A 25,876-nucleotide genomic window follows, 5' to 3' on the forward strand; every position below is an offset into this window, starting at 1 on the left:
CGCGACGATAAAAATTTTAAAGGCAGTGCGATATCGCACTGCCTTTTTCGTGCGGGCAGCAAAATAGTGGGCTGAAAATAGGGCGATATAACCAGCGGTTAATCCAAGCTTTTTTTAAATCTAGACGCCGCGACGGCCATCCCTACTACCGTGAAGCATACCAACCAAAGCGAGTCTCTCCAAACATCGGTTAAATCGGCGCCGCGCAAAATGATGCCACGAATCATGCGCATAAAATGGGTGGCAGGGAGCGCTTCTGCGACCCACTGAGCAGCTGCTGGCATGGCTTCATAGGGAAACATAAAACCGGACAGCAAAATGGAGGGCAGCAAAATGAACACGGTCATTTGCATGGCTTGTAGCTGAGTCTGTGCGATGGTGGAAATGACCAGACCAAGCGTGAGGCTGGCGGCAATAAAGAGTAAACTGCCGAGCAATATTTGACTAAGAGCGCCATTGATTGGGACATTAAAAATAACGTAACCAAGTCCAAGAATAATAAAGATTTGAAGCAGTCCAATAAAGATATAGGGGACGATTTTTCCCACCATTAATTCAAGAGAATGAATAGGTGTGGTGATCAACAGCTCTAAGTTTCCGCGTTCACGCTCTCGAACGATTGCTGCACTGGTAAATAAAATCATCGTCATTGTTAAAATGACGCCGAGAAGTCCAGGAACAATATTTACAGCGGAACGACGGCTGGGGTTGTAGAGGAGCGTTGCCTCAAAGGTTTTAGCTTGGTTTGGCTGATAGCCTGCAATAGAAAAAGCTTTAATCGGCATAGTTTGAAGTGAAAGTAATGCCGAGCTGATCATGGTGTCGGATCCGTCGACCAGCCATTGGCCTAGTATGTCATGATGGGTAATGCGCTGTCCTAAATCAGAAGGGAGAATTAGGGCGGCACGAACCACGCCTTTTTTAATGGCGGCTTCTGCTTCAGTAACTGTCGCGTATTGGGTTTTAACCGTGACGACTTGAGTCACTTTAATCGCTTCGGTGATGATTCTTCCAGGAACAGAACCACTTTGGTCGACAATCGCGATGGGAATGTTTCTGACATCAGTATTCATGGCAAAGCCAAAAAGCAGTAATTGAATGAGAGGGATCATGACAACCATACCAAAGGTGATTCGGTCGCGTGATAACTGACGAATTTCTTTCACCATGATGGCGCTTATTCGAGATAGGCTTTTCATTGTCTTCCCTCTCCTGTTACCGAGACAAAGACGTCTTCAAGGCTTGGTCTCGCGGGCGTCAGTTCGGCGTGCTGAAGTTCAGGAAATTGGCTACGTAACCAGCCGATAGGATCCACAACGGATTGGTTAATTAAAATACGTAGGCGGATCCCTAACTGAGCGGCAGAACGTACCTCGGGTCTTTGCAGGACTTTTTCTTTCAAGGCACGAAGTTGGTTGGCTTTGACTTCGATGATATTGACCCCCATATTGTTCATCAAAATTTCTGGTTCATCATCGGCGCGCATTTCACCCGCTTCCATGATGGCTAGCCGATGGCAGCGCTCAGCCTCGTCCATGTAGTGCGTCGTGACGAGGATAGTGGTGCCTTGATCACTAAGATCAAACAGTTGCTCCCAGAATTCTCGACGATTCTCAGGATCGACCGCTGAGGTGGGTTCATCTAAAAACAGCAATTCGGGTTTGTGCATCGTGGCAGCCGCTAAGGCGAGCCGTTGTTTTTGTCCCCCGCTCATGCCATTGACGCGTTGTTTTTGAAGGTTCCTTAATCCATAGACCGTGAGTTGCTCGTCCAGACGTTGTTTACGCTGCTGCGCAGTCATCCCAAAGGTCTGCCCGATAAATTGCAAATTTTCGTTTACCGTGAGGTCATCATAGAGCGAGAATTTTTGGGTCATGTAACCTATTTTGAGTCGCAGCGCTTCCGATTGCTCAGGAATACTCAAGCCTAATACTTCAATCTCACCGGCAGTGGGTTTAAGTAGCCCAGTAAGCATACGAATTGTGGTTGATTTACCGCAGCCATTGGGGCCGAGAAAACCATAGATACTGCCCTTTGGTATTGATAGGTTAATGTTATTGATAGCCGTGAAGTGGCCAAATTTTTTCACCATGTTTTGCGCCGAAACCGCGAGTTCAGACATTTATTTCAACCCTTCTAAATCAACTTGAGCAGGGACACCACTTGGTAGAAGCTCAGCTTGGCTGCCAAGGTCAACTTCCGCGAGGTACATCAAGCGCGATCGTTCATCTTCCGTCAGCGCATAGTAAGGCGTAAAGGAAGGTTCCGAGGCAACCCAGCGAACCTTGCCGATCAGTGCTTCTTCGATCCCGTCAACATAAACGTTGACCTCAAGACCGGGAATAAAGTTAACTCGAACGGAAGCCGGAACATAGACTCGTGCGTAGGGAATACGGTCAGCGAGAACCACGGCAACAAATGCCCCAACAGGGACGCGTTCGCCAAGGTTGTAGGGAAGGTTATCTAGTACGCCATTACGGGTTGCAGTAATGGTCAGTTCGTCAAGTTGTTGAGTTTGTAGCGCCACTTCTGCATTGGCTGCGGCTAAGGCAGCTTCTGCTTGAGTAATGTCTTCTGGGCGAGTCCCTGCTGTAAGTTTAGAAAACTCTTCTTGGCTGGAGTTCAGCTCTGCCCTTGCTGCATCGCGGTTCGCGACGGCTTGATCTTTTTGTGATTGGCTTGCGAGTTTTTTACGTACCAGTTCTGATGCCCGAGAATAGTTTTGTTGCGCTTCCGTCAAACGTGCTTGTGCCATGTCCACTTTTGCTTGGGCGGCGGCAATGTCTTCGGGTCGTTCTCCATTGGTTAAGCGAAGTAAGTAGGCACTCGCTTTAGCTTGCTCGGCGATAGCATGAGCAAGGATGGCTTCTTGGCGTTTTGTATCCAGTTTGACAAGCACATCCCCAGTGGTGACGAGACTGCCTTCGCGAATGGGCAGTTCACGGATAATCTCACTGGCAGTAGCAGAAAAGGTGATTCTATCTCGCTCAAGCGTGCCTAGTGCTTTGTTTTTTTCTTCAGATTGGCAGCCCAGTAGCGCGAATATCAATGGCAAGATGACGAGAAATAACCGTTTCATATTAAGACCTTCTTGTGTCGTTATACTATCAATATTAGAAGCCTTCTTGCTGTTTTCTAGCTAATTTTCATGAAGTTATGATGTGAGGCTGATTTTTAATTAATCATTTACGGACGGTGATGACAGAGGGTGTACAGCCTATTGAATCTGAAACGGATGGATGTATTGTCCAATAACAGAGGGTGTTGAGGCTTACCCCTGTTATCTAAATGGAGGGGAGGGCGGTTCATTTGGCTAGGATATTAAGGCTAACTTATTATTTTCATTAATTATTTGACACCAAGTCACGTCCTGACATTTCGCAATTTCTTTAGACTAGTACCAAGCAACACGATTGCGTAAATTAATAGCCAATGTCACCGCTAGTCGTGACATCGCACGCTGTGGTCGTGCCTCCTTTAGCCTTGTTATTCTCAGTCATGGAAAAGATAGACTCGTACATGAAAGACCAGCTAACCATATCAATTTCAACCATTAATGGCTCAACGCATTGGCAATTGAGTAAACGGATGCGGCGCAGCCTTAAAAGTTTAGCCAGTGTCACCGCAGTTAGCGTAGTGTCTGCGTTGCTCCTTATTTGGCATTTGTACAATAGTGTCGATGATGCGCAATTGAAACAGGCAGAATTGACCAATGAATCTCAGAGCATGGAAAATGAACTGGTTAATTTGCAGCAGTTAAAACAGGCCTTAGAGCAAGATCTATCCGAACGTGAGGATAGGATTACCCATGTTTCCGAGCGGCTATCTGAGTTGGAAAATGTGCTCGGTGTTGCCCAAGATGGCAGCGTGCATGAGCTGGATTCTCGCTTAGACACGGCAGCGATTCATTCAAACGTGCGTATGACAATGCTGACGCAAATACCGAGCGGTTCCCCAGTGGGGAAGCAGCGTATTTCCTCGCAGTTTGGTAAGCGAATTCATCCCGTATCTAAAAAAGCTAAGATGCATCGGGGACTGGATTTTGCAGTGAATACGGGAACAAAAATCTATGCGCCTGCTGATGGAGTGGTTGAGGTTACAAGGAAAAGCCGTAAAGGCTCAGGCAATTTTTTACGCCTTCAGCATGCATTTGGCTTTTCTAGCTCTTATTCGCACTTGAAGAGCTTTAAGGTGAAAAATGGTCAGTTTGTCCATAAAGGCGAATTGATTGCACTTTCAGGAAACAGTGGCTTGTCTTCTGGTCCGCATCTTCATTACGAAGTGAGGTTTGTTGGCAGAGCGCTAGACCCAAAACCATTTGTGGATTGGGGGGTAAACGAATTTGAAGAAATCTTTGAAAAAGAACGAGGAATACGATGGGAATCTTTAGTAAAAACAGTGGAACAACGAGCCGCGCAACAACTACAACTCTCATTGCCAAAGGCTGTACTATTAGCGGAAAACTCAAACTAGAAAATGATATTCAGGTTGATGGTTTCTTAGAGGGGCAAGTCAATGTCGAAGGTGCCATTATCATCGCGGAGTCTGGGCGAGTGAAAGGCGAGGTCTTTGCTAAACATATTATTATCAATGGATTGTTTGAAGGGGATTGCCACGCTGACCATATTCAGATTTTGTCGAATGGAAGAGTAAAGGGAAAAGTGTGGAGCAACAATCTTAGTATTGATCCTGGGGGAAAATTTTTTGGTGAAACGGCTGAGCTTCCCAATAGTGATGTTGTTGATCTTGGTACAAAGAAAATCACGGATGCACCGAAGCCTAGTAAAAGCGACAATGTTAAAACAGCGTAGCGTCCCATTTTGTTTACGGGTAATACATCTTTATAACTGGCTATAGTTAATTTGTATACTGGATATAGTTAACTTGTATTGTCGGTAAATACTGGTGATGTGATCGGCGCCACTTAGTTAGCTTGATGTAAATCAAGCAACCGGATGTATTACCAAAAAGAGTGATGTCAATCGAATTAAATCACATTAGATTTATGGCATGAGTTAAACGTATAGCTCGCTTGTATGGGTGGGCTTGGTTGAGGCAAATGCGATGTCACGTTCGAAAACCTCGGAAAGTCGCCGACGATTTCTAAGAGATGCCACCAGAACCGCAGTCGGTGTTGGCGCTGCCGCTACATTACTGGGTTTACAGTCTAAACAAGGTCAAGCAAAAACAAGCGGGGGCGTGCCTATCCGCCCACCAGGTGCGCTGGAAGGCAATAGGTTTGATGAAGCCTGCTTACGCTGCGGCTTGTGCGTTCAAGCATGCCCTTATGATACGCTTAAATTAGCGACCTTACTGTCGCCTGTTGCCTCAGGCACCCCTTACTTTACTGCAAGAGATATCCCTTGTGAGATGTGTGATGACATTCCTTGTGTTGTTGCATGCCCGAGCGGTGCGCTCGATCATGCGTTGACCAATATTGATGACTCTCGAATGGGGCTCGCAGTATTGATAGATCACGAAGAGTGTTTGAATTGGCAAGGTCTTCGCTGTGATGTGTGTTATCGGGTGTGCCCTCTGATTGATGAGGCAATAACACTTGAGCCGATACGCAATCAGCGTACGGGCTACCATGCAAAGTTTATCCCCACAGTACATTCAGACGCGTGTACCGGATGTGGTAAGTGCGAGCAAGCTTGTATTACGGAAGTTCCAGTGATCAAAGTAGTACCGATCGAACTCGCGAAAGGTCATATGGGGGATCATTATCAGCTTGGTTGGGAAGAGAATGTCGAGCTTCGTGATGGTACGTTCCCTGAAACACCAGACATTGCGCCAAGTGAGCATATTCGCATCAATGATGGGAGAAAATAAGCATGGCTAAAAATCTCGCAAAAGATGCCGGTAAAGACGCAGTTCGTGAACTGGGCTGGTGGAAAGCGCATCGCTTTTTATTGCTAAGGCGTGTCTGTCAGTTGTCTATTATTGCCCTCTTTATGATTGGCCCTACATGGGGTGTGCTGAAAGGTAACCTCTCGTCGAGCCTGCTATTTGATACCATCCCGCTAAGCGATCCATTATTAGTCCTGCAAACTCTAGCAACCGGGCATTGGCCGGAAGTGAATGCCTTAATAGGCGTGGCTATTGTCGTTGTGTTTTATATGGTCATTGCGCCAAGAGCGTTTTGTGCATGGGTTTGTCCGTTAAATTTGGTGACGGATTTGGCGGCATGGTTAAGAAGAAAGCTAAATTTTAAAGCCAGTTATAAATGGTCAGCAAAGATTCGCTATTGGCTGATCCCCGTTATCTTACTCGGCAGTGCTGCCTCGGGTTCATTGTTATGGGCGTGGGTTGACCCGGTTGCGACGCTGCATCGCGGGCTAGTCTTTGGCATGGGGGCGGGGTGGATACTTATCGTACTAGTGTTCTTGCTAGATTTAGTGCTGGTTGAGCACGGTTGGTGTGGGCATCTTTGTCCGCTTGGCGCCACTTATGGCGTCATTGGTCGTAAGAGTGTGATTCGCATAAAAGCAACGCATCGAGAAGCGTGCACCAAGTGCATGGACTGTTACAACGTCTGCCCTGAACCAGAGGTGCTTAGACAGCCCCTTAAGGAAGGCGATCGCCGTGTGATGAGTCAGGACTGTATCAGTTGTGGGCGCTGTATTGATGTCTGTGCACTCAACGTGTTGGAGTTCAAGGTCAAACCTAAAGCTGATTAACCGTATCACGGTATCAGACACCTACCCGGCAAGAGCCGATGGGCACTATTCGTGTCGGGTAGTATTTGCTCCTGCCTTAGATAGTCTATTACCCATAATTAATTTATTGCCAATTGATGGGTTTCATATGGCAATGACGGTCTGGTGAAAAGACAATTAACCAGGCACTTTCTTCCCAGTTAACATAGGTATTATCAATCGCTTGATAATTAGTCGATTGAACATTAAGGCATTGAATACTTGGCTGTCCTTCTCTTTTCAATTCTAGTGTTAAACTTCCTGCGTGCTTTGGCACAGTCAGTGGTTGTGACAGTGTTTTTCCTTCAAGCCCTTGGATGATTTGAGTGCCATTGAGATAAAGGTCCGATGCAGTGTGTTGATTAGGCGTAGACGCATCGATGACAAATACGGGTACCGTCTGTTCAGATTGAGTCACAACCGGTCTTTGGACGGTATACAGTGAATAGTTATTAGTGCTGCTATCGCCAAAAGCAAAGACCCAATAAGGTTGTTCTGCGTCGGCAATAATTTGCGTGCTTGCTTTCACGAGTTGTGTATTGCGGTCAAGCAGTGCAATGGTGATTTCTTGATTGTTTAACGTATCAAAATAGTAAGAAATCGTTGAGCGCGCACTGCTACTAAACAATATGTGTGGTTCAGTTAGGGTTTGCTGGTGGTTTTCATTGCTGTAGGCAACGACATGCGCTACTGAAAAGTCACTTCCGCTATAGACATAATCAAAGACATGCAGATCTTGTCGCACCTTGAATCCATCAATGTCAGGTGTCACGTTGACTCCGCCGTCACTGCTTCCACCGCCACAGCCATAAAGAAATAGGCTAGTGGTAAGCAGTACAAAAATGTCGAATGAGCGAAAATTATGCATAGTGTTGTTCTCGAGTTAATAAAAGGTAAAAGCAAGGTGAGGCAAAAGCGTGGTCATTTAGTGAGAAAAAGATCGCGGCTTTTGATATATAAAGCCATCCTTGGGCATCGAAATGGTTTGAGGATATGTCGCCATCTTGGTTTTGGGCTGTTCGCAGTAACGGAATAATGGCTGGTCATATAATCTAATGTCTCTTCAATCACTTGATCCCATTGCGAGTCAAATGCAGTGGTAAGTTGGCTAGATTTAGGGGACGTAGACCAGATCTTATTGCTGATTTGTGGACAAATATAAATATTGCCCACTTCATCAACAATGACTTCCCCTTTTAATTGGTTATCCCGAAATTTTTTATTTACGTCATCTTGTGCATCGGTCTTAATTTCGATTGAATAGATATATGGCATGTTATTTTCCTATGGTTATACGCAGCCCTCAGGTGTCATCCTGATAGGCGTCTTTAATGTCATTTAGTGATTAGAGAAAGTGGCGAGGGTCTCTAATACTTAGGTCAATACCATCCAGTTGGTTTGATAATTGCGAAACATCATTAATGATGATCTTACTTCGATTAAGCTCGACAAGGTGCTCTCGTTCAAGTTGTTTCATGACTTCATTGACCCGTTGCCTAGCAATCCCCGTCATTTCACTGAGCTGCTGTTGCGAGAGCGCTATTTCATTGCAGGTTCGATGTTTGTCTAAGTGCGCCAAAATTTCTAGGATCTGATAGACCACTCTAATGTTAAGGGCTTCACTGTTTATAAGTTGGCTTTGCAGCCATTTCGCTCGTGATTCAAAGGTGAGCGAATAAAACCATTTGTATATTTCATGACTACTGTGGGCAATATTTCTTAATTGTTCATTATTAAAGTTCACCACTGTGCATGGTTCTATTTCAATAAAAACAAATGACGACAACGACGATGTACTATCAATATAGTTTCCAAACCAACCACCTTTTCCGATAATAATACAGTTTGCGGTTTTTAAGTTTGGTGTTTGAATACATACCGCCAATGTGCCTTGTTCAAGAAAGTTAACGCCTTGATTAATGAGGCGAGAGTTATCTAAATCCCGCTCTACAACCTGTTTTCGCTTAGCAAGTGTGACTAATTGTTGTTTTAAAGCCGAGGAAAGCTCCGTCGTCCACCTTAGGTTTTGACTGTCTACATTGTCGGTCATGCTTTCCTCACCACTATTCATCAACGCTGTTTTCTCTATCACAATCTACCATCGCTAGTGGCTGATTTATAACGAAGTATACTGCTCTACATTGAAGTATAGTCTCCTTGTATTCGCTTCGCTTACGTTGTCGAGGTTTTGTACTCATGCCTTGATGTTGCAAGTAGTATAAAAGCAACCTAGTACAAGAAATATCCGTTAGCGGACACTTCTCAATAACAATGAGAAAATAGCCCGAAGGGGGTAGTTTCTGGCTCCTGGAGTAACCAGTTTTAGTACTTAGTAGTAAGTAGTAAGTAGTAAGTAGTAAGTAGTAGGTAGTAAGAAGTAAGAAGTAAGAAGTAAGCGGCTTAAGTTAGGAGCTCGCGACCAAAGAACCAAAAGCGTGGAAAGCGCAGGATATGAAAGAGTTGGGCGTAAAGTTAAGCAGTGTGGACGTGAACCTACAATTAAAGCATGACATTGTTTTGCCGTGGATTAGCCTCCAATTCGACCGCTGTGGGTAGAAGGTCGAAAAGGAGAGGAAAAATGCTAGTTCGCAATATCGAGTTGGTTATCTTTCACGCCATTCGTTCTAAACCAGCCAGCAATGCTAAATCGCTCACGGTGAGTAGGAAGAACTTCATGCGGAAATTGCTCTGAGAAGAAAACCAGTAAACGTCCGGATTTTGGTGTAATGCGAGTGAGCTCGTTGTCATCAAGATCGTAAACGACTAAGTCACCACCATCTTCTTTTGACCATTCATCATTCATATAAAATACGGTCGTGAGGCGACGGTTTTCATTGTCACGAAAGCAGTCTAAATGTTTTTGATAAAAGTCGCCTTTTTCATATTTAGCGAAATGCGCTTCGTATTCAAACAAGCCGAGAAAGAAGTTTTGATTGGCGGCTTGGCGGATAATTTCCATCTTGCTTAAAAATTGTTGTACAGGCTCGCCAAGATCCTTGGATAGCCAACAGATCTTATCACTGCGAATCGCGCTTTCTCGCACTTCTTCATCGTTTCGGCCAATACAGGCTTTTTTCCAGTTTTCAGGCAAACACGCTTTCAGTGCGTCTACTTGCTCTGGAGAGAGAAAGTCATCCCAGATGTAATAACCTTGGGAGTTTAAGGTGTCGATAAGCTTTTGCATGATTGGCGCCGTGGTTGTCAGAAACAGGAGGGCGCTTTATAGAGAAAACTAAGACTGCTATCAATTCAGGTTTGTTATCGTCACGGTAGAAGAGAGTGATAGCCCCCTTGATAATGGCATCAAGGGGGAGAGAGGCTTTATAGTCTCATATTGATTATGGAGCCCCGATCTACATAGGATGAAGCTCTAGAAATCGATACGATATACCGAGGTCGTGCCACTCACTTCGTTGCCAACGGCAATAAAGTGCTGACCTTGGCGAGTGAAGTATTTAATGGATTCTGGGCCTAAATCGCCAGCTTTTGGGTTATAGACCTCATTGTCACAGTCACCGTCGTCTACTTCGGTGCACACTGGTTCGTCAAAGTGGCGATTATTGACGTACTTTAGAAATTTCGCTTGAGCGGGCTCAGTGACATCGTACACCATGATGCCTCCGTGACGTTCTAAACCAATGAACGCGTATGCGCGGCCATTGATTGTCGCGACATCGATGGCTTCAGGTTCCACCCCTTTATCATCACTGCGGTCGTCGGCAGAGTGATTGTTGTCATTCGTGCTGTTGAAGTGGGCTTTCTCTTGGCTTAGGACAACGGTCGCAAATTCGTCACCGCTGTCGAATACTCGCTCCCCTGCATCACTCCAAATAGAAAATGAACGTGCGCCAAACGCTTGGACATTATCGCTAGCAGCTAGCTCGCCTTCAGACTTAATCACTTTTAAGCGTGCAAGCTGGGTGTTGTCCTTGAGTGCGCTGGCGAGCGGATGATCGGCCGCCACATTGAGTTTTTTGCCGCGTACTTCATCACTATAAGCGATACAAAAGTCTTTGTTATTGGCATAGTCACTGACGCTTTGGTCTTCGTCGCCATCCCACTGATAACCTAATTGGTCACATTGTTTTTGAGTCGTGTCGAATCCGTATTCACGTCCATCCCCTTCGTTGGCTGTCACAATATACGTTGAGCCGTTAATGGTGTAACTGGCGATACTGTCTGGCATGTAAAGCCCTTCGAGCATGGGGTAGTGCTGTAAGTTACCGACGATTTTATCTTTGTTGGACGCATCCAGTTTCGCGCTTTGCCATGATTTCCCCCCTAATCCGTAGATAGCGTCGACAGTGGCGGAGCCCACATCAATCGCACCAAGGGCGTTATTCTCTTGTAAGGCAACAAAGATCTTTCCATTGTTGGTAAACGTTAGGTATTCAGGTTCTAAGTCCTGTGCAACGGTGGCTTTAGGGTGCCCTATCCGGGTGCGAGCGTCGAGCTCAGAATGACGGCTACTCCCCTTATTGAAATCTCTAAAATCGATTTGAGTGACGACAGCATCCATCGGGCCAGAATTAAGATCCACCAACGTCACCGAGCCTTCAGGGTCGATAGAGTAATCGGTGTTAGGCTCCCCTTCATTCGCTGCCGCAATATAACGACCATCTTTGGAGAAACTGACCATATCTGGGAGTGCGCCAGCCGAATAGGTAGTGATGAGTGCAAGCGTATCGGAGCGGTACAGGGCGATAATACCATTCTCTTGTTTGTTCGCATTCTCTATAGCGACAGCCACTAAGCCTTGATGTGCTGAGACACTATTTGCAGCACCAATAGAGACCCCAGATTGATTGGCGGCAGATTGAAGATCGATGACACCCGTTGATTCAGGCAGGCTTTGTCCATTAAGTGATAACACATCTATTTTTTTCGCTTGGGCGTTGACGACATAGAGTTTATCGGTACAAGAATCGTAACTGACAATTTCCGCCGCTGATGTCGCAAACGGGGCGTTTGCGATGGAGGTACCGATTAATGATAACCCGCTGAATGTCGCTTCAGTTTCGCTAGGGAGTTGCTGCTCTTGACACTGAATGTTGAAGCTGTTGATTGCGTTAAAACCTTCAGTAGACTGATGATTTTCTGAAGGCTTTGAGCAGCCTGACATAGCGGTAATCGCGACGGTAAGCGCAGTGAGTTTAAGGTAGTGACGATTCATGTTTCCTCCGTGAATAATGCAACTTTGGATAACGCTCATAAACAAAAACAGAGCGCTCGATGACCATAAACATATTTTGTTACGCTTTGGTGACTTTTACGGAAAACAATGAAGCCCCTCCCGGAGAAAGGGAGTGACAGAATGCTCAATTACTTAATTTATCGAGTGATAAGCGGAAATTAGCTCGGTAGGAGTGCGCGTCAACACTCTTACCGTCATCGAAGAGGCTATGCGATTAACGACGTAAATCGTGGCAGGCTTTGTGCGAAGCGTTGGTGTACATCTAGGTAGGTTTGTATATAGACTTCGTCAATGGTATCGGGGCAAGGAAAGCTGCTAGAAAAGTCCATGTGTTTGCGGTCAATAGACAACTTTGCAGCCTCGATGATATGCGCAATGAACATGCGAGGATCTTCAAGTCCAATGGAGATTCGCATGGTCGTAGGCTTTATTCCAGATTCAGCCAGCGCTTCGTCGCTGAGCTCAGAGTGCGTGGTGAGGGCAGGGCACAGCGCAACGGTATTGGTTTGTCCTAAACTAACCTGCATCCCAATAGCGGGTTCAAGCATGTCGAAGAACTGTTTAAATACATCACGATTGATTGGGGCACGATTACCGTTTCCTTCCATATCAATCGTAAACAGTGCGGCAGGCAAGCCTAGGTACATATTGTTTTGGCAGTGCTCATAATTGTCGCTGTCAGGAAGGGCTGGGCATGAGACGTTGATGTCGGGGTGCCTATCAAATAACTTAGCTAACGTTAACGTGTTAATCGTCTTTTGAATGACTCTCATCTCATAGGTTTTCATGCCGTTGAGTACTTCAAAGGCTTTATCGGCATCAAGAAATGCCCCTTTGATGTAGTAGACGTTCCAAAATAAGGTTTCGTTCCAAGGAATAATCACTTCTTCGCCATTAGGCTTAGTGAACGGAATGTCCTCACCTTTTGGTGCAAACATGGTTTCATTGCGTCCGATGACAACACCTGCTGTCGTGGTACCTGAGCCAGCCAACTCTTTCGTGTACGAGTGGATAACAAAGTCAGGGCGCTCCATGACATCATCGCGCTTTAATACCGGGTGCAGCAGAGGGGTTCCGACGGTTGAATCGACAATGACGTCCCATCCTCTTTGGTGGGATTCATAGCTGATTGCGGCTACGTCTAAGACGTAGCCGTGCGGATTACACGGAGACTCCAAATAGACGTAGATTTTTTTCCCGTTGGCTAAGCGGTCTGCGTATTTCTCCGCGAGGTCATCTAGGCGAGTTGCGAAATCATCACCCCCGTAACCATCTACCCATTCGACGGCAATATTGAGGTTTGAAGACTTGCCAAACCAATCTTCTAGTAGCTGATAAGATCCGCCATAAATATTGCGTGAAGAGAGCACGATGTCTTCATAACCCAGTAGGTGACTAAATAAGCCATCGATGGCGGCCATTCCTGAGTTAAAGTTCCAAGCTAGGTATTCGTTCGCTCGTTCGCCCGCTTCAATATCAACCATATGATTGGCTAACGCGATAGACGTTGGGTTGAGCAACCGCGAGTAAATGTCGTGTAATGGCTCTTTACCATTGAAGGCGTCTTCAATCCATTCAGTACAGGCAAATAAGTAGGTTGCCGTGCGAGTGATGACTGGGCTTGCGGAGAATATCGCTGAGACATTGTCGAATATAGGGTAGGCACCTTTCGACGCAAAATGACCATTGTTGGTGGCAATAGATTGGTACGTGGAGCGCATAGGATTTTGTAAATTATCGAGAATTTTTGCAATCTGAAAAGATAGGAAGCGCTTGGCATTAAACCACGCAATACGGTCACTCTTATCGAGCTCCGATAATCCATCTATCGTCAGCGCCCATAAGTCATGAGTTTTATTGTTTGCTTGATAGAGCGTGGTCGCGAGTTCGACCAGAGTCGTGCCATATTCACTGTTTGGGTCAATGCCAAAATGTTTAGCTTGCTCAATGGCGAGTGTTTGCGCTTTCTCATGCTTAGTGGTTTTTCTTAGGGGACTAAGTTGGGTTGCGATGTTCATGTCTGGTTCCTTTTGACTGTTCTCCTTAAAGTCTAGAAATTCTCAGTGGCGAATGATTGCGAGTTTCAACTCTTAGTACTAATGTTAAGCAATATTATTGCGTATGAGCGGTAAATATTGATGGATAATTGCGAGAATGGTCATGGATGATATAGATAAGCGAATTTTGAGTGAGCTGCAGAGTAATGCACGGCTGTCTAATCAAGAGCTTGCTGATAGAGTATCGTTGTCACCTTCCCCTTGTTTACGCCGTGTCAGGGCATTGGAAAAGCGCGGTATAATTAACGGTTATCATGCCAGCGTCGACCAAGAAGCATGCGGGTTGCCTATTACGGTGTTTGTGTTGGTAAAATTAGAAAAGCCGACGCAGGAACAGATGCGGCATTTTGAGCAACATGTGGCGCAGCTCGATGAGGTGCTGGAGTGCTTTTTGATGACGGGAAACCACGATTATCTACTTCATGTCGTGAGTGGTTCTTTGAAAACCTACGAGCAATTTATTCGTAGAGAGTTAACGAGACTGCCTAACATCGCAGCCATAGAATCTAGTTTTGCGTTTGGTCAGGTGAAGCGTAAAACGAAGCTGCCCATATAGCTTAAACACCATCAAACTTTAGCTCCATCAAATTTAAGCACCATCACTCTGCTTCATCGTTGGTTTTGAGTGCCTGACACCCAAAACCAGCGATGTTATTTCGTTAGTCGATGACTATTGGCCGATCACCATTTGTCCCAGTACATAGCCTGCGCAACATGCCGAAACCACACCGATAAGCCCGACACTCATGAATGAGTGGTTAAAATACCATTTGCCAATTTTCGTCGTGCCAGATGAGTCAAAATTCACCGTAGCAATATCGGAAGGGTAGTTGGGGATAAAGAAGTAGCCGTAGACAGCAGGCATTAAACCAATCAGTAGTGCGGGTTCAAGCCCTAGCCCTAAGCCAACAGGTAGCATCATACGTGCCGTTGCTGCTTGGGAGTTGACGACAACAGAAACCGTAAATAGCGCAAGCGCAAACGTCCACGGGTAGTCCGTGACCATACCAACAATCCCCGATTTAAATTGTGGCATCGCGTATTGGAAATACGTATCAGACATCCAAGCAATACCAAAAATGGCAATCGCTGCGACCATACCAGACTTAAATACAACGCCGTTAGGGACTAAACGTGGGTCGGTATTTGTGGCAAGGAGGATAATGCCACCAAAACAGAGCATCATCATCTGAATGATCACAGCCATGCTTATGGGTTTACCCCCGTCTGTAATGGTACGAATCTCAGGTACCATCGCAATTATCACGATCACAACGATCGATAGCAAAAAGATCAATACCGAGTTTCTTGCAGAACTTGGAAGGACTTCATCTAGCGATGTAGCCGTGGTATTTAGGATGCGCTCGCGCCACTCTGGATCTTTTAGGCGTGATTTATACTCAGGATCATCATCAAGCTCCTTGCCGCGTTTCATGCTGTATAACGACATGAGCAAGGTACCAAATAAAGTGGCAGGAACGGTCACCATTAAAATAGACAGTAAGGTTATATTGGTTTGGATCTGTGAGAGCTGCGCGAGGTAATAGACAACCGCAGCAGAAATTGGCGACGCGGTGATGGCAATCTGAGAGGCGACGGAAGAAGCCGCCATTGGTCGCTCTGGACGAATGCCATTTTTAAGTGCGACATCACCAATAATAGGCATAATGGAATAAACTGCGTGCCCAGTACCAAGTAAAAACGTCATAGTGTAAGTCACAAATGGCGCAATGAGAGTGACACGCTTTGGGTTTTTACGTAGCAGTCGTTCGGCGACTTGAAGCATGTATTTTAAACCGCCAGCGGCTTCTAAAATAGATGCACAGGTAACCACTGCTAAGATAATTAACATCACGGTGACTGGAGGAGACGTCGGTGGCATCTTGAAGATGAACACCTCAATGGTTAAGCCAATCCCCGATACCACACCAAGACCAATCCCACCTTTCCTCGAGCCAATATAGAGCATGAGAAGCAGGAACAGAAACTCGAGATACAACATCACTATTTCCTTATTTACATTTTGTAACAGTAAGGTAATTATCCATTATTAATGTATGGATATTTGAATGGAAGATCACATAACGTCTTGAACTTATGTTGGAAATTTAATTCTATAAGATGCGTCACTCTATAGGTGAGATTCGTGAATGAGGTGTAAATTAACTGTGATTAATGGGCAGGGATTAGGTTGCAATAGTGAAAACCATTACACCGAAAGAAAACCACGACGTTGAATAGTGAGTGTTTCATCACGAATATTGGACAGCAAATGTTCGGTTATTTATCGTTAGTTAGCGCTGTCCATTACGTTTGATTTGGCGGGAATAACTGAGCCGATGTAATGAATTCTCCAAAGGTTTCGCACCAAACAATGGCGGTGGTGTAGTGGGTTAAATCGGTATTCTCGGGCAGAGAAAGTAGGAAGCGATCGAAGGTTTTGATGTCCCCAATATTGAGCATCGTTGCTTTATTGGCATTGAAGTCACTTTCAGTTTCCACATAAGTCGGTGATAAATACAGTTTGTAATCTGGACCTGGGGCAAGTTCACCGATAAACATAACGCTGTTGTGGGTGACCGTAACTTTACCTTCCCCCCAGTGGAAGAAGTCGCTGTCCTCACGGTCTTTAGAGAACTCACCGACCATGATTACTTGCTCAGTCGGTAACGTCGCCGTGTTGAACTCGGGGGAGTCAGGCTGTATCAAAATAGGCAGAACGTAAATACCCAGCATGAATCCAGCGAATAATGCCGCTAAATGGGTACACAGTAATATCACTCGCTTCAAAATTGTTCTCCGACTGGTGTTTCTTTTATTGTTTCGAACGGGCTTTCTATTTTTATCGATATTGCTTTAGCTATCGATAATGCCTTACTGAAAGTGGATAACTTAACCATAGAACATTTCAATGCAGGGCCTCAAACAAATTCGTTTCTATTGCTATGTCGGTCGCATTCAATTGGCTAGCAACGGTTCAAATTGTTGTTATTGGTACTGGTGATTCTGAATGGCATTTCGAATCAATTGACGAGTAGTTTTATGTTGATCGTCATTGAGGAAGCGGCGGTGATAGATCATTCGAAATTGAACGTCTCTTAACTGAATCGGTATATCGATAACCTTGAGGTTAAGTAGTGGCGCCATATGTTTAGCAAGGGAGACGGTGGATGCTCCGATTAAATCTGTCGTCGCAGCAAGCGATAACATACTCGACAGGGAGCCTGTCTGCGCTTTGATTCGTCGGGTTGGCATGGCTCTTTCCGCTAGGAATTCAAGCATGACCACGTCATTTCTGCGAATGTTAAGTGCAATGTGTTCCAGTTTAAAATACTGCTCAAACGTCAAACTGTCGCCAATACTCGGATGATCGTTACGACAAACACAAACAACAGGTTCACTGAATATGTCTTCTACAACATGAGAATGACTTCGGCTGGTGGCAACATCGATAACCAAGTCGACTTTTTGTGAGTCAATATCGGCTAAAAGTTGTGACTCACTAAGCGGGGGCTCTTGAAAAGAAAGGCCCTCGATCTCACAAACTAAGTGCATCAGACTTTCGCTACAATAGACTTTGGTAATGTCTTGGCTTTGCTCGATGGTTTCGAGTACCGCTAGAGGGCCGGCTATTTTATTGGCAAGTGCTACTGCAGCGCCTGTTGGAGCAATACTGCGGCCAGAGCGCACAAACAAGGCCTTTCCCACCACGGCTTCTAGTCTTTTTAATGCTGCACTCACGGCTGGCTGAGTGATCTCCAGAGCATCGGCCGCGCGTGTAATCGAGCCGTGTTTGTATACTGCTTGAAATGTGATGAGTAGATTAAGATCCATTACGTGTTGCGCTCCATGAGTTTTACTAGGCTTATCACGAACGATGGGGAGTGAGTCGTAGTATTGAGATCGCCGCTCATTCATTAATATATCAAGGTCAATACGAGGTCAAGGGGACAGGAGAGGGGAGAGTGGGTTGTGAAGAGTAAATTTGGTTAGGTGATATTCAATCCTTCGAATATCAGTATGTTATGTGTTTAAGTTTCAGGGTGCTTTAGTAATTAACCGCAGATCTTATGTTGATCAGAATGGAAATACCACACCAACCTTACCGTATGTGTTACGAGTATCTTTGCCAAATACACCTTCATTACCGACTTCAACATAAGGCACCATGTTTTGGATGTCGGTGAAAGTGGCACGCAACTCTAGGTTGTAGATTGTGTCTTTATTTCGGTCAGCACCAGAATCTAAAGCAATCACATCTTTATTATTCTGTTTTTGGCCCACGACTTTTGCGTTAAAATACATGCGGTCTGTGACTTGCTTACCCGCGGCGAGATCAAAACGATAGATGTCTCCTCTTGGCGCATTGTGGCCAGAGCGTAAATCGGTATCTTTACGTAATCGAAGTGATGTATCGAATAGATCGGCAATATTACCGCCAACTGTTACACCAAATTTGTTTTGGTCATTAACTGGCTTTTCCGGGTCATGTTGTACACTCTTCTTGTCTACAAATTCATACTCTCCTTTTAGCCAAAAGCCATCGAAGTCATGCTTGTAGTTAACATTGTACTCATTTTCGAAATTCGCTTTACGTTTTGCTGATGCACCAAAACCTTCATAACCGACAAATGCTTTGATACCAGAGCCGTTATTCGCTGAATATTCTTTTTCACCATTTACAAACTTCGCGTCCAGTTCTACGCCGCCAGATAGGCCTTCTGCCATAATGTTTGCAGAAAAAACCGATGTTAGCGCAAGGACGATTGCTGTTTTTTTCATTTTCGTTACCTTATTTTATGAGTCCACTGATTTGGAACGGCGCTAAGTTAACGAAAATATCGAATAGATTTAAATCGGCTTCTGGCTTGTTTTCGAATGGGTGGTGGTTGACATTTTTTATTGGCTGATTTTGGTGTAATGAAAAAATAGTAATGTCCCTGAAGCCATTAAGGAGCGTTCATGGGGGGAGGTATTCTAAAAGCAAAAGCTAACAAGGAATAGGCAAAAAAAACACCTCGAAAAGTGAGGTGTTTTGAGCACAATGCCTGTTCCAGAACTCCGTAGAGTCCAAGTCTTTAATGAGCTCCAATGGGTTAATCTGCTATCTGCTATCTAACGCATGTGATGGTTTAAATGGCATTTAAGTAAGCTTTTAATGCCTTTAATCGGACAGTAGCGCCACCAATGATATCCATGAAACCAAGCTTAGAGGATGGTTTATCGGCTGATACCCAGCCAGAACCCGTGGCACCAAGCGGTACGTTATAGCCTTCAGGCTCTTCAAACTCGATAACAATAGTACGTCCGTGTGAGCCGGCATTATTGCCAACGTGTTGGCGGACTTGCTGGCTAGAACCTATTGCAGAGACGGTCGCTTCACCGGTATTACTGGTGATGCTATGAACGCGTCCCCTAAAAATTTCGCCTGGATGGGAGTTGACAAAAAATTCGGCAAATTGTCCCTCTTTGATATGGCGGTATGTTTGGTCGCTAACGCGCATTTCGACAAATTTTCGGCCTGTGTCATATAAGAATAAGTTACCGGTACGAGATCCTTTGGCGATGTTAATTACGCCAACAACCCCATCAAATGGCGCTCTAACTTGATTGCGGTCATTGAGCCATTGTTTTTGGTTAATTTGTGCTCTAATGCTGTCGGCATCAGAGTGGGCGGCCATTAAGTCTGCGTTGCCTTGTTGAATTCGCGTATGCAGTTCATCACGCTCTTGTTCTGAGCTGAATTCATCCAAACTGATTAGGCGTTGGTGATTCTTTTTATCAATGATGATTTGTTCTTCAATGCTGATAATTCTATGTTCACTGGCAATGAGCCGTGAGCGTAGGCTTTTAATTTCTTCATCGGTATCTTCTGACTCTAACGTATACAGTAAGTCGCCTTTTTTAACACTTTGGTTATGGGTGACGTAAATGTCTTTAACTTGCTGCCCAAACAGTGGGCTAAGTACCGCATGAGGAGCTTTAACTGTTGTACTGTCAGTCAGATCGGCGGGAGACCAGAATCGGTGCGCAGTAAACAATAAAAACGCCAGAAACGCACCAAAACCAACGCTTAGCACCGCGTTTCTCAATGTCCACTTGATGACACCAAGCTTAACCAGCAGCCATATAATCAGGACGTAAGGGAGCATGATCTCTTTCATTTCGCTTCTTCCTTCTTATTACCGTAGATACCACTGTTGATTACTCGGCTCACTGCTTTACCAACGGCTTCCCAATCAGTAAACGCTATGATGATGGCTAGCACCCACCAAAGCTTATCGATGAACAAACCACATAGAGACAACGCAAAGACTAAGTTAGCGTGTGCACTTTGCATGTATTGACTGCGGTGTACGGCAACTTCGTGGAGCTGCCAAAGTAAATAGAGCACATAAGCAACAATGGATAAGGTGATGACAAAAATGATGCCCATGAACATTTCAGAGTTGAGTAGACCAATGATAGTCGGTTGACCATTGGCAAAATGATCGCTGGGCAGCGCTTGTCCATGTATGGTTGAAAGCAAAGAAAAGGCGTAGCTTAAGGTTAAAAAGCCACCAATAATGAGTGTCGCCTTAAGGCTGAATCTTAAGGACTTAATAATAAATGGTTTCATGCTAGGTTATCCGTGTATCGATAAGAGAGCGAAAGTAAACGGGGAGGCGAGTCACTGCTAGTTTTGTTTGCGAAGGAAACCCTTGTACGAATAAAACCCAATCATCTTTAGGAAGAATATCGGTGGTTTTGGATTTTGAAGGGTGATGTTGGTTAAATAGTCTGAGCATAGTCATTCCTATATCAGGCTATCCTTAGCGTGCATGCGAACCGTTAAACCTCTAAAAGATCATTCAATGGCTATAATCTATTGAGAAGTCCAGTTGTGGTGAATCGAGAACGGATGAGTGGCAAGCAAGTACACTGCTGGTTAACGATTCTTAGTATGAAAATATCGTATTCTATTTGCTTGCTGGAATACATTTGGTCAACTAGGGTTCTGACATCAATTTCATTTATGTATTGCGTGCGGTCATTGGTAAGTTTGAGGGTAGACTTAAGGAATTTTGTGTTGCTAAATCATTCAAACTGATTATTTGTTCACCAAACAAACGGATTTCTATGTTTTTATCTAATGAAATGCTATACAAGTAAAATATCGTCAGTTAACATTCGTTTGTTCCAGAAAATTGGAACCAAAATGATAACAGACGGAAGTTTGTACTCATTGATGCCGAGATGGTGAAATTGGTAGACACGCTAGCATGAGGTGCTAGTGCCTATGGTGTGAGGGTTCGAGTCCCTCTCTCGGCACCATTCCTTTCCTTATTTGTACACAGAGCACATAAGTACACAGACTACAATGCAGAACAACGGAATCGGTTCAAAGCACATCAGTACGTCTAGCTCAGATTCAATTCAACAATTGACTGAGGTGTCTCTTCACGCCCTTTTACACCTAGAATTCAAAAAACTTGAAGCAAAGTCTGCACATCTTGATCGTGATAAATGCAATGATTTGCTAGTTCGTTGGTTAAAACCAAAACTTAAAAGCAATAAGTACAAAGCCATTCGCAAGCAACTTAAGACGATGAGCCTACAAGCGAAGAAGTCTCAAGTTGATCTAGAAGAGGTGTTGTTGGTTGGCATTGAGGCGAAGCCTGAAGCCATGCAACCGCATTTAGATAGTTATTTGCTGCTTATTCGCGAGATTGAAAGAAAACTTGGTACGACAGCGCTACTTTCTAGTCCAAGAGACGTCGATCTTAAGCATGATGAAGATAGCTGTTTATTATGTGTGTTATCTGAAGACCTTAATGGTCACTTTGGTACTAAAAATCAGCTAGTTAGCAGTATTTCTATTCTCTTCCGTGGTACGGTTCGTGAAAAGCATTTATTCCTTGGAACTATCTATGCCAATGATGTTTTTGCTTATCAACTCCAGTATGAAGATGAAAACTTTGTACGGATTGAGCTTGAGTTAAATCATTAACGTAAATATGTCATCAATGAGTGATTGGCTTTGCTCTGGTCGAGACTGATTGGCGCGCACGTAGCTTCTAATACCCATAATTTGTATCTGAACGTATTGTCCCAAGCGTTGGGCATCGAGTGAGGGATTAACTTCACCGCAAGCTTGCGCAGCTTTTATCACCTTCTCAAACTCTCCTTCAATTCTTTGCAGCGCTTGCCTGGCACAGTTAAGTAATTCTGCGTTGTCTTCGGTAAGTTCTGCGATGGTTTTTGCCAGCATGCATAAGTGACTTGGTGCGGGTTGGTCATTAGGGATGACTGCAGCGCTGACAAAGCTCTTTAAGCCTAGTAAGGGAGAAGGGGAAGTACAGACCGTGTCCGTCAGCCGCTTAATGCTTTGCTCGGCGTAATGCTCTAATGCCACTTGAAACAGCCCGTCCTTGCTGCCAAATTCCGCATAGATACTGCCAGGTCGCATATCGATTGCGTCTTGCAAGCTACGCATAGAGGTGGCGTGATAACCTTTCTCCCAATACAACAGCATAGCATTATGTATGACTTCTTCGCGTTGGAACTTAGCCGTTTTAGCCATGTTGCACTTCTCTTATTTGAACGTATGTTCAAATTTTAGCGTGAACCTAATATGAAGTAAAGTGAGGGTGCTTGTACTAGGAGGCGGTAGAGGGAGTGTAATTTTTCTTGATTTGATTGGTCTTAGTGTGAATAGAAAAAGAGCCACGATATCGCGGCTCTTTGGTGGTCTTAGTCCTTGATCATTAATAATTAAGCCGTTGCTTCGCTCTCGCCTTTGAGTGGCAGAACCACACTTTCTACTAGCTTATCAATCATTTCGTTCGTCACTAGCACGATGCCATTTTCTGAAACCGTAAAGCGAGCCTTATCTTGCTCGGCATCAAAGCCGATGATCATACCATCAGGAATCTGACATCCCTCACCAACAATGACTTTTTGAAGTTTACAATCCATTCCTACGGTGGCGTTAGGCAGAAGGATCGAGTCAGTGACTTCTGCACGGTCTTCCACCCTTACGTCAGATGAAATGAGACTGTGTTTGATCTGCGCGCCGGAAATGATCGCGCCAGCACACAGTACAGAGTCGATAGCAAACCCACGTCGTTCTGGTTCATTGAATAAAAACTTTACACCTGGGCGCTGTACTTGGCTGGTCATGATTGGCCAGCTGGTATCGTAGAGATCAAGCTCAGGCGTTGGGGCAAGTAAATCCATAGTGGCAGCGTAGTATTCTTCTACATGACCCACATCACGCCAATAGCCGTTGGCACCTGGGTGACCTTTTTCGCTAAAAACGTAGCCTTTTAACTTACTACGGCCGATAAGGCTTGGAATGATGTTATGACCAAAGTCATGCTTGTAATTTGGATCGTTAAGCGCCTGTTTTAATTCGTTATCAAGTACATCCAGATTGAAAATATAGATACCCATAGAGATCAGAGCTTTGCTTTCATCATTTGGCATCGACGGTGGGTTACTTGGCTTTTCTACAAAATTAATAATGTCACCGTCTTGATTAAGCCCCATCACACCGAATTCTGACGCTTCCTCGATCGGTTTTTGGATACAGGCGACAGTAACGTCTGCGCCACTTTCCACATGGAAATTGACCATGCGTGAGTAGTCCATTTTGTAGATGTGATCGCCACCCAAAATTAGAATTCGTTCTGTTTGATCGTGTCGTTTAATGAGGTCTAAGTTTTGGTAAATCGCATCTGCAGTACCGCGGTACCAGTCTTCACCTACACGTTGCTGGGCAGGAATGATGTGTACTCCTTCATTTAGCGCCGAGTACGTCGATTGCCAACCAGTTTGGATATGAGTGATCAGATCTTGCGCCATATACTGCGTAAGTACACCCACTTTTCGGATACCTGAGTTGATACAGTTGGATAATGCAAAATCGATGATTTTAAACTTACCACCGAATGACACTGCTGGTTTTGCAACGCTAGAGGTGAGTTCTTTAAGCCGAGTTCCTTTTCCTCCTGCGAGGATCATAGCCGTTGTATTACGTAGTCGAGCATTGCTCGAAATATGAGAATATTGGTTTTCCTTTGGCATTGTATTACTCCTTTTATTACAAGCGCAAAGACGTGCGGGGGAGTGTAAACGTGCTTTCTTCTAGCGAGAAAGTTAGTGTTTATTTTTAGTTCACCCAATAACGTCATATAAATAGCCCCTCTATAAGAACAGAGAAACGTTATGCGATCCATGTCATATTAAATAAAGCGATTAACAAGCATTGGATCTTGGTTGTAGATCACAGAATGCCGTATCAATAGTGAAACAATTGTTGTCAACGTGTTTCAAACGTAACCGGTTTGGTGCGTTTTGTTTTGTCTAGTTATCAGTATGCACCGTATATGCACTTCGTTACATTTATATGACATCGATAGGAATCAGTAGAGAGACTTGTTTCAAACGTTGGAGTGTGAGGTAGGCGACGTTTATCGCTGGCAGCGAAACCGAGTTCTCACGGTAATAAAGAGTTGAGTTATCCGTAATAATACATAAACTTGTCGGTATTCAGAGCGTGACCGATCGCGAGCACGCTCTTTTTTGATTTAGATGATGAGTAATGAGGTTTTAGCATGTCTAAAAAAGATTATTACAGCGTGCTAGGGGTCTCGAAAGGTGCCTCCGAACAAGAAATAAAAAAAGCTTATAAACGGCTAGCAATGAAGTATCACCCGGATAAAAATCCAGGTGATGCGGCGGCAGAAGCGAGCTTTAAAGAAGTCAAGGAAGCGTACGAAATCTTGACGGATAAAGATAAGCGACGTCAATACGACCAATTTGGTCACGCGGCATTTGAAAGTGGCGGACATGGTGGACGTGGCGGTCATCATGGTGGGTTCGATGATATCTTTGGCGATGCATTCCGCCAGCGTGGACAAGGTTTTGGCGGCGGTTTCGGCGGCTTTGAAGATATGTTCTCGCAAGGTAGAGGTCGTCAACCTCGGCCTCAACGTGGTCAAGACAGTGAATTTACTCTAACGGTCGACTTTGTCGACGCGATTCAAGGCGCTGATAAGGTCGTTGAGCTGCCGATTAACGGTGAGCATAAAAAGATCAACGTTAAAATACCCGCGGGTATTAAAGACGGCGAAAAGATACGTTTCTCCGGTAAAGGTGGGGCGGGCTCATACGGCGCACCAGCAGGCGATCTGTTATTGATTATTGCCACCAGAGCACACGCGTTTCTTGAACGAGATGAAAATGACCTCATCTGTAATACCCCCGTCGATATGATCACAGCGGCGTTGGGTGGTGAGATTGAAGTCAACGTGCTTGATAGTCGTTTTAAACTTCGCATCCCTGCTGGGACTCAGCACGGGCGAAAATTCAAAATGACAGGGAAAGGGGTGACCAGTCGTAAAGGAGAAACAGGTAACTTGTTGGTGAGAATTCAGATCAAAGTGCCAACGGATCTGAGCGATCAACAACGTTCCTTGTTAGAACAGTTTAAAGAGACGATGCAATAGCGTGCATTCGGCGCGTTTATTCGTTTTCGCTTAATGTGTTACGTGTGATTTGATAAAGACAGCCAACTTTTGATGGCTGTCTTTTTGTTTTTCATGACCTGCGTTATTGGCCAATAGGCGCTATGCTTACAAATTACACTAAAATTTAGGTCCCTATCTCGCCCATCATTTTTTAAGTAAAGCAGATATCGACATGCCCTTTGCATTTCACAACCAGCCAAGGAGAGAGCAATGACGATGGTGTTCAAAGCCCTTATTTTGGGATTGCTGTTTGGTTTTGTCACGAAGGAAGTGCTCGCCCAAACATCCATGTTTTTGGCCTGTTAGCCAGCGAGGGCTTTAAGACTTAATGACGAGCAGCAAAGCGATGATGCGCAAGCTGTACTGCTCTTAAGTATTACGTAAATAGGTGCTACGTAAATTGCTGTTATGTAA

Annotated in this window: 25 protein-coding genes and 1 tRNA gene; 8 read left to right on the forward strand and 18 right to left on the reverse strand. The window is 44.7% G+C overall.

Annotation, left to right across the window (positions count from 1 at the left end; genetic code table 11):
* Positions 1-98: 98 nt before the first annotated feature.
* From L4D05_RS12015 to L4D05_RS12025, 3 genes are read right to left on the reverse strand one after another with little or no spacing between them, the layout of a single operon-like run.
* On the reverse strand, positions 99-1,199 hold the full coding sequence (locus L4D05_RS12015) for an ABC transporter permease (RefSeq protein ID WP_428794139.1): 1,101 nt from the start codon (positions 1,197-1,199) through the stop codon (positions 99-101).
* Entirely contained in the window at positions 1,196-2,122 is a 927-nt protein-coding gene (locus L4D05_RS12020; RefSeq protein ID WP_428794140.1) for an ABC transporter ATP-binding protein, read from the reverse strand. Before L4D05_RS12020 ends, L4D05_RS12015 begins: the two co-directional genes overlap by 4 nt.
* On the reverse strand, positions 2,123-3,079 hold the full coding sequence (locus L4D05_RS12025; RefSeq protein ID WP_428754443.1) for an HlyD family secretion protein: 957 nt from the start codon (positions 3,077-3,079) through the stop codon (positions 2,123-2,125).
* 440 nt (positions 3,080-3,519) lie between these two features.
* Between L4D05_RS12025 and L4D05_RS12030 the strand changes: the two genes are divergently transcribed.
* From L4D05_RS12030 to napH, 4 genes are all read left to right on the forward strand, one after another.
* On the forward strand, positions 3,520-4,473 hold the full coding sequence (locus L4D05_RS12030) for a M23 family metallopeptidase (protein WP_428794141.1): 954 nt from the start codon (positions 3,520-3,522) through the stop codon (positions 4,471-4,473).
* On the forward strand, positions 4,377-4,811 hold the full coding sequence (locus tag L4D05_RS12035) for a bactofilin family protein (RefSeq protein WP_428754441.1): 435 nt from the start codon (positions 4,377-4,379) through the stop codon (positions 4,809-4,811). Before L4D05_RS12030 ends, L4D05_RS12035 begins: the two co-directional genes overlap by 97 nt.
* A 253-nt stretch (positions 4,812-5,064) precedes the next feature.
* Positions 5,065-5,832: a ferredoxin-type protein NapG gene (gene napG, locus L4D05_RS12040; protein WP_428754440.1), complete on the forward strand. Its 768-nt coding sequence runs from the start codon at positions 5,065-5,067 to the stop codon at positions 5,830-5,832.
* Between the two features lie 2 nt (positions 5,833-5,834).
* Positions 5,835-6,680, forward strand: coding sequence for a quinol dehydrogenase ferredoxin subunit NapH (napH, locus tag L4D05_RS12045; protein ID WP_428754439.1), 846 nt, complete (start codon positions 5,835-5,837; stop codon positions 6,678-6,680).
* A 103-nt stretch (positions 6,681-6,783) separates the two neighbouring features.
* On the opposite strand, the gene L4D05_RS12050 is transcribed toward napH, so the two are convergent.
* The 6 genes from L4D05_RS12050 to L4D05_RS12075 form a co-directional block, all read right to left on the reverse strand.
* Positions 6,784-7,566 (reverse strand): hypothetical protein, encoded by a 783-nt coding sequence (locus L4D05_RS12050; protein ID WP_428794142.1) that lies wholly within the window; start codon positions 7,564-7,566, stop codon positions 6,784-6,786.
* 53 nt (positions 7,567-7,619) lie between these two features.
* Positions 7,620-7,973 carry a hypothetical protein gene (locus L4D05_RS12055; RefSeq protein WP_428754437.1) on the reverse strand — a complete coding sequence of 118 codons (354 nt, stop codon included), beginning with the start codon at positions 7,971-7,973 and terminating at the stop codon, positions 7,620-7,622.
* Between the two features lie 70 nt (positions 7,974-8,043).
* Positions 8,044-8,790 carry a Crp/Fnr family transcriptional regulator gene (locus tag L4D05_RS12060; RefSeq protein WP_428794143.1) on the reverse strand — a complete coding sequence of 249 codons (747 nt, stop codon included), beginning with the start codon at positions 8,788-8,790 and terminating at the stop codon, positions 8,044-8,046.
* A 489-nt stretch (positions 8,791-9,279) separates the two neighbouring features.
* Entirely contained in the window at positions 9,280-9,882 is a 603-nt protein-coding gene (locus L4D05_RS12065) for a 2OG-Fe(II) oxygenase (RefSeq protein WP_428754435.1), read from the reverse strand.
* A gap of 186 nt (positions 9,883-10,068) precedes the next feature.
* Entirely contained in the window at positions 10,069-11,871 is a 1,803-nt protein-coding gene (locus L4D05_RS12070) for a choice-of-anchor I family protein (protein ID WP_428794144.1), read from the reverse strand.
* A 227-nt stretch (positions 11,872-12,098) separates the two neighbouring features.
* Positions 12,099-13,910 carry a PLP-dependent transferase gene (locus tag L4D05_RS12075; protein WP_428754433.1) on the reverse strand — a complete coding sequence of 604 codons (1,812 nt, stop codon included), beginning with the start codon at positions 13,908-13,910 and terminating at the stop codon, positions 12,099-12,101.
* 142 nt (positions 13,911-14,052) lie between these two features.
* Between L4D05_RS12075 and L4D05_RS12080 the strand changes: the two genes are divergently transcribed.
* The gene (locus tag L4D05_RS12080; RefSeq protein WP_265675972.1) at positions 14,053-14,505 is read left to right on the forward strand and encodes an Lrp/AsnC family transcriptional regulator; all 453 of its coding nucleotides are present in this window, start codon (positions 14,053-14,055) and stop codon (positions 14,503-14,505) included.
* A gap of 114 nt (positions 14,506-14,619) precedes the next feature.
* On the opposite strand, the gene L4D05_RS12085 is transcribed toward L4D05_RS12080, so the two are convergent.
* From L4D05_RS12085 to L4D05_RS12115, 7 genes are all read right to left on the reverse strand, one after another.
* On the reverse strand, positions 14,620-15,951 hold the full coding sequence (locus L4D05_RS12085) for an anaerobic C4-dicarboxylate transporter (RefSeq protein WP_428794145.1): 1,332 nt from the start codon (positions 15,949-15,951) through the stop codon (positions 14,620-14,622).
* A gap of 305 nt (positions 15,952-16,256) precedes the next feature.
* A complete protein-coding gene (locus tag L4D05_RS12090) occupies positions 16,257-16,739 on the reverse strand; it encodes a DM13 domain-containing protein (protein ID WP_428754431.1) in 483 nt (160 codons plus the stop codon).
* Positions 16,740-16,937: 198 nt separating this feature from the next.
* Entirely contained in the window at positions 16,938-17,783 is an 846-nt protein-coding gene (locus tag L4D05_RS12095) for a LysR family transcriptional regulator (protein ID WP_428794146.1), read from the reverse strand.
* A gap of 243 nt (positions 17,784-18,026) precedes the next feature.
* Entirely contained in the window at positions 18,027-18,731 is a 705-nt protein-coding gene (locus tag L4D05_RS12100) for a hypothetical protein (RefSeq protein WP_428794147.1), read from the reverse strand.
* A 350-nt stretch (positions 18,732-19,081) separates the two neighbouring features.
* Positions 19,082-20,113 carry an HlyD family secretion protein gene (locus L4D05_RS12105; RefSeq protein WP_428754429.1) on the reverse strand — a complete coding sequence of 344 codons (1,032 nt, stop codon included), beginning with the start codon at positions 20,111-20,113 and terminating at the stop codon, positions 19,082-19,084.
* On the reverse strand, positions 20,110-20,568 hold the full coding sequence (locus L4D05_RS12110; protein ID WP_428794148.1) for a magnesium transporter: 459 nt from the start codon (positions 20,566-20,568) through the stop codon (positions 20,110-20,112). Before L4D05_RS12110 ends, L4D05_RS12105 begins: the two co-directional genes overlap by 4 nt.
* A gap of 1 nt (position 20,569) precedes the next feature.
* Entirely contained in the window at positions 20,570-20,737 is a 168-nt protein-coding gene (locus L4D05_RS12115) for a hypothetical protein (RefSeq protein WP_428754427.1), read from the reverse strand.
* Between the two features lie 442 nt (positions 20,738-21,179).
* On the opposite strand from L4D05_RS12115, the gene L4D05_RS12120 reads away from it, so the two are divergent.
* A tRNA-Leu gene (locus L4D05_RS12120) sits at positions 21,180-21,263 on the forward strand.
* A 61-nt stretch (positions 21,264-21,324) separates the two neighbouring features.
* Complete coding sequence (locus L4D05_RS12125) at positions 21,325-21,939, forward strand: DUF2913 family protein (protein ID WP_428754503.1); 615 nt, start codon at positions 21,325-21,327, stop codon at positions 21,937-21,939.
* Here the strand turns inward: L4D05_RS12125 and L4D05_RS12130 are convergent.
* Both L4D05_RS12130 and glgC read right to left on the reverse strand, forming a co-directional pair.
* The gene (locus tag L4D05_RS12130) at positions 21,928-22,512 is read right to left on the reverse strand and encodes a TetR/AcrR family transcriptional regulator (RefSeq protein ID WP_428794149.1); all 585 of its coding nucleotides are present in this window, start codon (positions 22,510-22,512) and stop codon (positions 21,928-21,930) included. The genes L4D05_RS12125 and L4D05_RS12130 overlap by 12 nt on opposite strands.
* A gap of 191 nt (positions 22,513-22,703) precedes the next feature.
* Positions 22,704-24,017 (reverse strand): glucose-1-phosphate adenylyltransferase, encoded by a 1,314-nt coding sequence (gene glgC / locus L4D05_RS12135; RefSeq protein ID WP_428754425.1) that lies wholly within the window; start codon positions 24,015-24,017, stop codon positions 22,704-22,706.
* 530 nt (positions 24,018-24,547) lie between these two features.
* On the opposite strand from glgC, the gene L4D05_RS12140 reads away from it, so the two are divergent.
* Complete coding sequence (locus tag L4D05_RS12140) at positions 24,548-25,441, forward strand: DnaJ C-terminal domain-containing protein (RefSeq protein WP_428794150.1); 894 nt, start codon at positions 24,548-24,550, stop codon at positions 25,439-25,441.
* Positions 25,442-25,876 lie beyond the last annotated feature (435 nt).

The organism is Vibrio nomapromontoriensis (assembly GCF_050337205.1).
Taxonomy (GTDB): Bacteria; Pseudomonadota; Gammaproteobacteria; order Enterobacterales; family Vibrionaceae; genus Vibrio; species Vibrio nomapromontoriensis.

Coding starts and splice junctions, on each gene's coding strand:
- L4D05_RS12100 (WP_428794147.1), bottom strand. CDS start 18,731: ATGAAAAAAACAGCAATCGTCCTTGCGCTAACATCGGTTTTTTCTGCA.
- L4D05_RS12110 (WP_428794148.1), bottom strand. CDS start 20,568: ATGAAACCATTTATTATTAAGTCCTTAAGATTCAGCCTTAAGGCGACA.
- glgC (WP_428754425.1), bottom strand. CDS start 24,017: ATGCCAAAGGAAAACCAATATTCTCATATTTCGAGCAATGCTCGACTA.
- L4D05_RS12055 (WP_428754437.1), bottom strand. CDS start 7,973: ATGCCATATATCTATTCAATCGAAATTAAGACCGATGCACAAGATGAC.
- L4D05_RS12015 (WP_428794139.1), bottom strand. CDS start 1,199: ATGAAAAGCCTATCTCGAATAAGCGCCATCATGGTGAAAGAAATTCGT.
- L4D05_RS12105 (WP_428754429.1), bottom strand. CDS start 20,113: ATGAAAGAGATCATGCTCCCTTACGTCCTGATTATATGGCTGCTGGTT.
- napH (WP_428754439.1), top strand. CDS start 5,835: ATGGCTAAAAATCTCGCAAAAGATGCCGGTAAAGACGCAGTTCGTGAA.
- L4D05_RS12130 (WP_428794149.1), bottom strand. CDS start 22,512: ATGGCTAAAACGGCTAAGTTCCAACGCGAAGAAGTCATACATAATGCT.
- L4D05_RS12050 (WP_428794142.1), bottom strand. CDS start 7,566: ATGCATAATTTTCGCTCATTCGACATTTTTGTACTGCTTACCACTAGC.
- L4D05_RS12030 (WP_428794141.1), top strand. CDS start 3,520: ATGAAAGACCAGCTAACCATATCAATTTCAACCATTAATGGCTCAACG.
- L4D05_RS12080 (WP_265675972.1), top strand. CDS start 14,053: ATGGATGATATAGATAAGCGAATTTTGAGTGAGCTGCAGAGTAATGCA.
- L4D05_RS12035 (WP_428754441.1), top strand. CDS start 4,377: ATGGGAATCTTTAGTAAAAACAGTGGAACAACGAGCCGCGCAACAACT.
- L4D05_RS12020 (WP_428794140.1), bottom strand. CDS start 2,122: ATGTCTGAACTCGCGGTTTCGGCGCAAAACATGGTGAAAAAATTTGGC.
- L4D05_RS12095 (WP_428794146.1), bottom strand. CDS start 17,783: ATGGATCTTAATCTACTCATCACATTTCAAGCAGTATACAAACACGGC.
- L4D05_RS12140 (WP_428794150.1), top strand. CDS start 24,548: ATGTCTAAAAAAGATTATTACAGCGTGCTAGGGGTCTCGAAAGGTGCC.
- L4D05_RS12025 (WP_428754443.1), bottom strand. CDS start 3,079: ATGAAACGGTTATTTCTCGTCATCTTGCCATTGATATTCGCGCTACTG.
- L4D05_RS12065 (WP_428754435.1), bottom strand. CDS start 9,882: ATGCAAAAGCTTATCGACACCTTAAACTCCCAAGGTTATTACATCTGG.
- L4D05_RS12070 (WP_428794144.1), bottom strand. CDS start 11,871: ATGAATCGTCACTACCTTAAACTCACTGCGCTTACCGTCGCGATTACC.
- L4D05_RS12075 (WP_428754433.1), bottom strand. CDS start 13,910: ATGAACATCGCAACCCAACTTAGTCCCCTAAGAAAAACCACTAAGCAT.
- napG (WP_428754440.1), top strand. CDS start 5,065: ATGTCACGTTCGAAAACCTCGGAAAGTCGCCGACGATTTCTAAGAGAT.
- L4D05_RS12085 (WP_428794145.1), bottom strand. CDS start 15,951: ATGTTGTATCTCGAGTTTCTGTTCCTGCTTCTCATGCTCTATATTGGC.
- L4D05_RS12115 (WP_428754427.1), bottom strand. CDS start 20,737: ATGCTCAGACTATTTAACCAACATCACCCTTCAAAATCCAAAACCACC.